Raw genomic sequence first — 9,055 nt, 5'->3', positions numbered from 1 at the left:
AACAAGATTGTGTAAAAATAAAAACCTATAAAAACAAAGATATTTGTCGGACTAGCCCGACAAATATCTCATAAAATATTAGTATTTTTAACCTAATAATCTGTAACGCTTATTTAGGACTAGTCAAGATTAAAAGTCCTACAATCAAGTTGATGCAAAAGTCAATGTATTTTTAAAATGATTAAAAGCTTAATTCTACTAACGCAGGACAATGATCGGAATGAACAGCTTCTTTTAATATAACAGCTCTGGAAAGGTTCTCTTTTAAACTATAGGAGGTGAAATTATAATCTAGTCTCCAGCCTTTATTTTTCGCCCTAGAATTTTGTCTATAACTCCACCAAGTATAATTGTAGGGTTCATTATTGAAAAACCTAAAACTATCTATTAACTCACATTCGTTGATGAACTGAGTCATCCATTCTCTTTCTATAGGCAAAAACCCGGAAACATTTTTTAAACGGATAGGATCGTGTATATCAATTGCCTCATGGCAGATATTAAAATCACCGGAAATAATGAGATTAGGAATTTCTTTCTTTAAGTTTTTAATATAGCTAAGAAAGTCATAGCAAAATTGCATTTTAAAATCAAGTCTCTCTATATTAGATGCCGAAGGAACATATACCGAAATAACAGAATGTCCATTGAAATCTGCCCGAATGATTCTTCCTTCATTATCATAACTTTCAATACCACAACCATATTCAATATGATTAGGTTTGATTTTTGACGCAATTCCGACCCCGCTATACCCTTTTCTTATGGCTGAATGCCAATAGCTATGATAGCCTAGTTTCTCTAAACTTTCAATATCTATTTGATCATTTCCTGCCTTGCTTTCTTGAATACAGATAATATCGGGATCAGCTGTTGCTAGCCATCCTAAAAAATCTTTGGTAAAAGCAGCTCGGATTCCATTTACATTGTAAGTGATAAGTTTCATAATTCAAAAATATTAAAAAGAAGCGGAAAAAATCAACTGATTTTTTCCGCTTCTGATTCTTCAAAATGAGAAAACACTATTTAGGCTCCAAAATAGATATAGGAATAATACATTCTTCTAATGATATTCCCCCGTGTTGATAGGTCTCTTTATAGTAATTTACAAAATGGTTGTAATTCTTAGGATAGGCTAAGAAAATATTGTTTTTTGCAAAAATATATTTTGAGCTTAAATTTCCTTTTGGTAAGAAAACCTTTTCAGGATTGGTGATTGCCCATACATCTCCGGCATCATAGGTAAGACTTTTACCGGTTTTGTAACGAATATTGGTTGAGGTTTCTCTATCTCCAACCACTTTACTGGGCTTTTTAACATACACTGTGCCATGATCAGTTGTAATTGCTAATTTAAAACCATTTTCGGCAGCCACTTTAATGATTTTTAATAATGATGAGTTTTCAAACCAATTTGAGGTAAGTGATCTAAAGGTTTTGTCATCACGGATTAATTGATCGACAATATGATTATCTGTTTTGGCATGTGAAAGGATATCTATAAAGTTATAAACGATCACCAAAAGATCATTGTTTTTATGCTGGTTAAAATCATCATAGATTTTCCTTTCAAAATCGGCATTTAAAACTTTTAAATACTTCATGGATTTAGACCCTAATCCAATTCTCTTCATTTGATCTTCAAGAAAATCACGTTCAAACTCATTTTTATTTCCTTCTTCATTATCATTGAACCATTTATCTGGAAAACGTTTCTCGATCTCAGAAGGCATTAATCCTGCAAAAAAAGAATTTCTTGCATATTGAGTGGCAGTAGGGAGGATACTATAATAATAATCTTCTGATACCTTATTGTAATATTTGGTAAATAAAGGTTCAATTACTTTCCATTGATCATATCGGAGATTGTCAATCAACAATAAGAGTACTTTTTCTTTTTCGACTTCAGGTTTTATTTTTTCTTTAAAAAGAGTGTGGCTCATGATAGGCTTGTCAGAATCATGCAACCAGTGTTCGTAATTTTTTTCAATAAATTTTGCAAATTGAATATTGGCTTCTTCTTTTTGAGTTTGAAGAAGGTCTGCAAATTCATTATCTGTTACTTTATCAAATTTAATCTCCCAATTAAGAATTTTCTTATAATATTCTGCCCATTCTTGATATGTTTTCAAATAAGAAAGCTCCATGGAAAGATTCCTGAATTCCTGTTGGTATTGTAAAATAGTTTTTTGCTCAACAAGATTATCCTGATGAAGATTTTTCTTCAACGATAATAGAATTTGATTTGGATTTACAGGTTTTAAAATATAATCGGCAATTTGTGAACCGATTGCTTCTTCCATAATATGTTCCTCTTCACTTTTTGTAACCATTACTATTTTTAAAGAATTATCTTTTTCCTTTATCATAGGAATAGCTTCTAGTCCTGAAATTCCAGGCATATTTTCATCAATAAGGGTTAATGAGAATTTTTCAGAATCCATCAATTCTAACGCTTCATTAACGCTGTTAACAGGGGTAACCTGATATCCTTTTTTTTCTAAAAATACGATGTGAGGTTTAAGTAAATCAATTTCATCATCTATCCATAAAATCTTTTCTGACATAATTTATTTTTTTCATGATTATAGCATCAAAATGTTGACCAAATCTCTTTAAAATCTGCCAAATTGATCAACTAAAAAGTTAAATATTAGTTAATAAAATTAAGCAAGCTGATCTTATCAATGGCCTGTTTTTATATACTCTAAGGCTCTTTCAAGGATTTCATCCTTTCCTTGCCTAATGCCCGTTATAGTAGGCATTACAAGAATATCGGGAATGATTCCAATTCTCTGAGTTTCTTTCCCATCCGGATAATAAGCGCCAATTCCGGTAAAGCTTGTTTCGAGATCTGCCATTTTAAATCTAATGACATCTCCATTGGCACCTGATGTATAGCTTCCAATAATTTTGGCTTTTGGATGTTGTTTGAACATCATCGTTGTTGTTTCCGCTTGACTTTGTGTGTTTTCATCTACCAAAACTACTACATTTCCTTTATAATAGTCGGGATTTTTTCTGCCAATATTATTTTTTCTACTATAAAATTTGCTTAAAAAAGAGGTTTCAGGGAAATTAAACTGATAATAAGTGCCATTGTCGGGAAGTAGTAGTTTACTGAGTTGGGAAATAGTTTGCTTGGGATAGTTTCTCAGATCAAAAATAATGGAAGTGGTAGACTGTAAATGTTGATACATATTCTCAATATCTTTATTTTCAATTATGCCCATATTCACATAGCCTATCTTCTTTTCATCATCATACAATTTCCACTTTTCGGATGGAATCGTTTTTTCAGCAATAATATCTTTCAACAAATAGGTAGCAAGGGAAAGAGAGATGTTCTTTTCATTTCTTTCAAATTTGATAATAAGAGAATCTTTATTAGTAAAAAGAAGCAGGTTTTTTGCCTTTTTGATCTTCCCCCAAGAATTAGAGGCAGGAATGTATTTTCCCAATAAGTTGATTTTTTGTGGTATCGTTAAACCATCAATTTCATAGATGACATCTCCTATCTGCAAAGGATTACTTTGACTCAATTTATTTGAAAGTACTTTGGTGACAATTAACTTTCCTTCAGCATAAGAATATTCAATAGGAACTTTTCTTTTTCCATATTGGTTTACACTAATGAAGGGAGAAAATAAAAACGCATGAGAATCATCAGTTTTGGTAACCAATTCTGCTAATGTTAAATGATAATTCTCTGTAGTGTTTATGGATAGGAACTTAGGGATCATTTCAGTTAATACCTTGTTCCAATTTTGATCTGTTTTGTATTTGTATGGGAAGAAATATTCTACATAATTCCAATATCTAAATAATTCTAAAAGGGCAATATGTTTTGATGTGAATAAGGAACCATATGAGTTTTCATTTCTAAAATATACTTTTCTTCCCCCTTTTCCAAAATAATAGTTCTCTCCAATGTTTCTATTATTTTGTATATAATTAAGCCTTTTGATGACTTTCTGGTCAAATACTTCTGAATTGTTGATCCAACTAAGATCAAAATTCTTTAAAAAATAAATTTTATTCTCATTTTTTGAACAGGTTTTGCAACGATCAATTTTTCCTAAGTTTTCGATCCACTGGGCATATATTATATTTAATTGATTTTTCTCATTTATACTTTCAATTTCTTTTAATTTTTGAAAAAGCTGTTGATCCCAGTTAAAAGTACCTTGGGAAACATTAGGGTGATAATATTTTAAAAATCCCCATACTCTGCAAAGAGATTCTAATTTTTGAGTTTCAGATAAAGTCTGTGCCGAGAATTGTGTACTTATACATAGTATGAGGGAGATAAATAGTTTACTCATTAAAGGCAATTAATGATCAAAGATAAATGTATAGTATAAAAGATCCAAGCTGTTTTTATGTGATTTTTATAACTTCAAAAGGGGGTTATGATTTTAAATAGCTGTGAGACGTATTGAATAGAAACAATATTTAATATCCTATTTTTTAAGGGAAAATTAATCAAATTAAAAATACTTAACTTTGTTTACAAATTATCGATATTTTAATGCAGAATAAGCTGAAAATCATTAATGATCCTGTTCATGGATTTATCAAAATTCCCCATGAAATTCTATTTGATATTATTGAACATCCCTATTTCCAAAGGTTACGGAGAATTGGTCAAACGGGATTATTAAACCTTATTTTTCCTGGGGCCACTCATACAAGATTCCATCATGCTTTAGGAGCAATGCATTTAATGTTTACTGCCCTGGAGACTTTAAAGCAAAAAGGAGTAAAGATTTCTGAAGAAGAAGAAAAAGGTGCTATGCTGGCTATTTTGATGCATGATATTGGACATGGTCCTTTTTCGCATGCATTGGAAAGTATGCTTATGGATGATTGGCATCATGAAAATCTTTCATTATTATTAATGAGTAGGTTAAATGAGGAGTTTTCCGGACAATTGGATATGGCGATTGAGATGTTTCAAGGAAAATATAGTAGAAAGTTTTTTAATCAGCTTATTTCCTCTCAATTGGATGTAGATAGATTAGATTATTTAAAAAGAGATAGTTTTTTTACAGGTGTTTCTGAAGGAAATATTAATACACAGAGAATTATCTCTATGATGAATGTTTGTGATGAGGGAGAGCTGGTGATTGATGCAAAAGGTATTTATTCTATTGAAAACTTTTTGACGGCAAGAATGTTTATGTATTGGCAAGTGTACTATCATAAGACTTCAGCCTTAGCAGAATTTCTTTTGGTTAAAATTTTAGAGAGAGCAAAATACTTGGTGTCTCAAGGAGTAAATCTTCCTGCAACTGAAAATCTAAAGTATTTTCTTTATCGAGGAAAAAGTGCTGCTACCAACGAAGATATTGAAAGGTTTACCCAATTAGATGATAACGACGTGATTCAGGCTATGAAAGCATGGCAAAATTCTGAAGATTTTATTTTGTCGTATTGGTGTCAATGTGTTATTCAAAGAAACCTTCCTAAAACCATTATTTCTTCCCATCCATTTGAAGAAAATTGTATTGAAGAAAAGATAATAAAAACTAATGAATTCTTTAAAATTGATAAAGGAAATGAATTGGTTCGTGAAATTAAAAGAAAACTTTTACCTTATAATGCCGAAAAGCAACCTATTTATTTATTGCATAAGAATGGCCGGAAAATAAGATTAGATGAATCGGATGATCAGCTTTTATCAGGGTTAATCACTCACGAAACTACAAAATATATTCTCACATTTCCCCGAGATATAGAATTCTTTAATTCTTAAAGTATATTAAAATTTGTCATCCTAAAACTAAAAAATGTTTGCGAATTATAGAATTTCTTATCTTTGCAAAATATGGAATTTACAGCTTCGCAAATTGCAAGTTTTATTAACGGAAAAATAATAGGTGACGCAGATGCACTTATTAAAGGAGTTTCACCAATTGAAAATGGCGAACAAGAACATCTTTCTTTTATTGCACAAGATCGATTTTCTCATTATTTGGATACTTCAAAATGTTCCGTTCTTATCGTTTCTGAAAAACTTCTAGTAAGGGATAGTTATAATACTACAATTATTGCAGTAAAAGATGCTTATCTATCATTTCAAGTTCTTATGAATTTATATCAGGAAATGATGGGGAAAAAAGAAGGAATTGAAGATGGATCTTCTATTCATGAGACTGCTATAATTGGTGAGAAAGTATACGTGGGAGCATTTACTTATGTTTCTGAAAAAGCAAAGATTGGAGAAGGAACTCAAATTTATCCCCAAGTATATATCGGGAAGGGAGTGAAAATTGGCAAAAACTGTAAAATTGATAGTGGAGCTAGAATTTATGACTATTGCATTGTAGGAGATAATTGTGTTATTCATTCGAATACAGTGGTCGGAGGTGATGGTTTTGGATTTCAACCAACAGCGGAAGGCTTTAAAAAAATTCCGCAACTTGGAAATGTAATTATTGAAAATGATGTTGAAATAGGTTCCAATTGTAGTATAGACAGAGCAACAATTGGCTCTACAATTATAGGAAAAGGTACTAAAATAGACAATTTAATTCAAATTGCTCACAATGTAAAAATTGGGGAGAATAATGTAATTGCAGCTCAGGCAGGAATTGCTGGTTCTACTACCATTGGAGATTGGAACCAGATTGGTGGGCAAGTAGGAGTTGTTGGACATATAAAAATAGGAAATCAAGTTAAAATTCAGGCTCAGAGTGGTGTGAATTCTAGCGTAAATGATAAAGAAACATTGTACGGTTCGCCAGCGATAAGTTATAATGATTATCTTAGAAATTATGTTCATTTTAGAAATTTTACAGAAATAGTAAGCAGAATAAAAAATCTTGAGAATAACTCAAAAGATAAAACTAATGAGTGATATGCAAAAAACACTCCGAGAAGAAGTTACACTTTCCGGAATTGGCCTTCATACAGGTAAAGAAGTAAAACTTACCATTAAACCTGCAAAAGAAAATACAGGTTTTGTATTCGTAAGAACGGATTTGGAGGGAAACCCTCAGGTCGAAGCAGATGTAAATTATGTGTTCGCCACAGAAAGAGGAACGACTTTAGAAAAACTAGGAGTTAAAATTACAACCTGTGAGCATCTTCTTGCTGCATTAGTAGGTTGTGATATAGATAATGCTATTTTAGAAATGGACGCGTCCGAACCCCCTATTTTGGACGGATCATCAAAATTTTTCGTTGAAGCTATTGAAAGAATTGGAGTTGTAGAACAGAATGTAGCTAGGGAATATTTAGTTATTAAAGAGGTTTTGACATACAGTGATCCTGCAACAGGTTCAGAAATCACCATTATTCCTTCGGATACTTATGAAGTGACAACGATGGTTGATTTTGGAACTAAAGTGTTGGGAACACAAAATGCAACTCTTAAAAATATATCAGAATTTAAAGAAGAAATTTCTTCTGCAAGAACCTTCAGTTTTTTGCATGAGTTGGAAATGCTTTTAGATCATGGTTTGATCAAAGGAGGTGATATTTCTAATGCTATCGTATATGTAGATAAAGATCTTACTCCTGAGACGACTGAAAAATTAAAAAAAGCATTCGGAAAAGATAATGTATCAATCCGCCCTAATGGAATCTTAGATAATTTAAACTTAAATTACCCTAATGAAGCTGCAAGACATAAATTGCTAGACGTAATAGGTGACTTGGCATTAGCGGGCGTGAAAATAAAAGGAAAGGTTATTGCTAATAAACCAGGACATTTTGTGAATACTCAATTTGCAAAAAAATTGAATCGCCAATGGAAACTTCAAAAGAAGAAGAATGTTCCTGATTTTGATTTAACAAAAGAACCTGTCTTTGATATCAATGGAATTATGCGCCTTATGCCACATAGGCCACCATTCTTGTTGATTGATAAAATTCTTGAGCTTTCAGATTCTCACGTAGTGGGTCTGAAAAATGTGACGATGAATGAACCATTTTTTGTGGGACATTTTCCTAAAGAACCTGTTATGCCCGGAGTGCTTCAAGTAGAAGCATTAGCACAAACGGGTGGAATTCTTGTGCTAGCAAGTGTTCCCGATCCTGAAAACTATTCTACCTATTTTATCAAAATAGATAAAGTAAAATTCAAAAGAAAAGTAGTTCCTGGGGATACTATTATTTTCAAAATTGAATTGATTGAACCTATCAGAAGAGGCATTGTTCATATGCAAGGCTATGGATATGTAGGGGATGCTATAGCAGTAGAAGCAGAATTAATGGCTCAAGTTGCAAAAAATAAAATTGATTAAATGATTCATCAATTAGCGGCCGTAGACAAACGTGCAAAAATTAGTAAAAATGTTATTGTAGAGCCATTTACTACAATTGCGGGTGATGTCGAAATTGGAGAAGGAAGTTGGATTGGCCCCAATGTAACCATTATGGATGGGGCAAGAATTGGTAAGAATTGCAGAATTTATCCCGGAACAGTTATTTCGGCTATACCCCAAGATTTGAAATTTGATGGTGAAGATACACGAGTGATTATTGGTGATGAAACCACGATCAGAGAATGTGTTACTGTAAATAGAGGAACCAAAGCTTTAGGGTTTACTAAAATTGGAGAAAATTGTCTTATTATGGCTACTTCTCATATTGCCCATGACTGCATTCTAGGTGATCATGTTATTATTGTAAATGGTTGTGGGATCGCAGGACATGTGGAGATAGGTGATTATACTGTAATGGGAGGGCTGAGTGCTGTTCATCAATTTGGGAAAATTGGAAAGCATGTTATGATTTCTGGAGGAACTTTAATAAGAAAGGATATACCTCCTTATGTAAAAGTCGCGAGAGAGCCTATGTCTTATGCAGGGATTAACTCAGTAGGACTAAGGAGAAGAGGTTTTACAAATGAAAAGATCTTTGAAATCCAAAAAATATACAGGGCTATCTTTCAAATGAAAATGAATGTTTCTCAGGCAATTACATATATAGAAAAAGAGATGCTGCCCACTGCTGAAAGAGATGAAATTCTTCAGTTTATTCAGAACTCCCCAAGAGGAATCGTAAAAGGGTATGGGACAGGAAAAGATAATTAATATAAAAAGAT

General features: G+C 32.2%; 7 protein-coding genes. 4 read left to right on the top strand and 3 right to left on the bottom strand.

Going from position 1 to position 9,055, the window contains the following annotated elements; all coding sequences use genetic code 11:
• Nucleotides 1-181: 181 nt before the first annotated feature.
• The 3 genes from CHRY9293_RS16465 to CHRY9293_RS16455 all read right to left on the bottom strand — a co-directional run bounded on the left by CHRY9293_RS16465 (nt 182) and on the right by CHRY9293_RS16455 (nt 4,325).
• A complete protein-coding gene (locus CHRY9293_RS16465) occupies nt 182-946 on the bottom strand; it encodes an exodeoxyribonuclease III (protein WP_162033978.1) in 765 nt (254 codons plus the stop codon).
• 76 nt (nt 947-1,022) lie between these two features.
• On the bottom strand, nt 1,023-2,567 hold the full coding sequence (gene porX, locus CHRY9293_RS16460) for a T9SS response regulator signal transducer PorX (protein ID WP_162033977.1): 1,545 nt from the start codon (nt 2,565-2,567) through the stop codon (nt 1,023-1,025).
• 117 nt (nt 2,568-2,684) lie between these two features.
• Nucleotides 2,685-4,325 carry a S41 family peptidase gene (locus tag CHRY9293_RS16455; RefSeq protein WP_162033976.1) on the bottom strand — a complete coding sequence of 547 codons (1,641 nt, stop codon included), beginning with the start codon at nt 4,323-4,325 and terminating at the stop codon, nt 2,685-2,687.
• 206 nt (nt 4,326-4,531) lie between these two features.
• Between CHRY9293_RS16455 and CHRY9293_RS16450 the strand changes: the two genes are divergently transcribed.
• The 4 genes from CHRY9293_RS16450 (at nt 4,532) to lpxA (ending at nt 9,044) form a co-directional block, all read left to right on the top strand.
• Nucleotides 4,532-5,758: an HD domain-containing protein gene (locus CHRY9293_RS16450; RefSeq protein WP_162033975.1), complete on the top strand. Its 1,227-nt coding sequence runs from the start codon at nt 4,532-4,534 to the stop codon at nt 5,756-5,758.
• A gap of 72 nt (nt 5,759-5,830) precedes the next feature.
• Nucleotides 5,831-6,862 (top strand): UDP-3-O-(3-hydroxymyristoyl)glucosamine N-acyltransferase, encoded by a 1,032-nt coding sequence (lpxD, locus tag CHRY9293_RS16445; RefSeq protein WP_162033974.1) that lies wholly within the window; start codon nt 5,831-5,833, stop codon nt 6,860-6,862.
• On the top strand, nt 6,855-8,252 hold the full coding sequence (locus CHRY9293_RS16440) for a bifunctional UDP-3-O-[3-hydroxymyristoyl] N-acetylglucosamine deacetylase/3-hydroxyacyl-ACP dehydratase (RefSeq protein ID WP_122635830.1): 1,398 nt from the start codon (nt 6,855-6,857) through the stop codon (nt 8,250-8,252). The genes lpxD and CHRY9293_RS16440 overlap by 8 nt, the downstream gene beginning before the upstream one ends.
• A complete protein-coding gene (gene lpxA, locus CHRY9293_RS16435) occupies nt 8,253-9,044 on the top strand; it encodes an acyl-ACP--UDP-N-acetylglucosamine O-acyltransferase (protein ID WP_122546458.1) in 792 nt (263 codons plus the stop codon).
• Nucleotides 9,045-9,055: the final 11 nt, after the last annotated feature.

Source organism: Chryseobacterium potabilaquae, from assembly GCF_902728265.1.
GTDB classification, from domain to species: Bacteria; Bacteroidota; Bacteroidia; order Flavobacteriales; family Weeksellaceae; genus Chryseobacterium; species Chryseobacterium potabilaquae.
The sequence above is the reverse complement of the archived record's forward strand: the minus strand, read 5'-3'. Positions and strand labels throughout refer to the sequence as shown.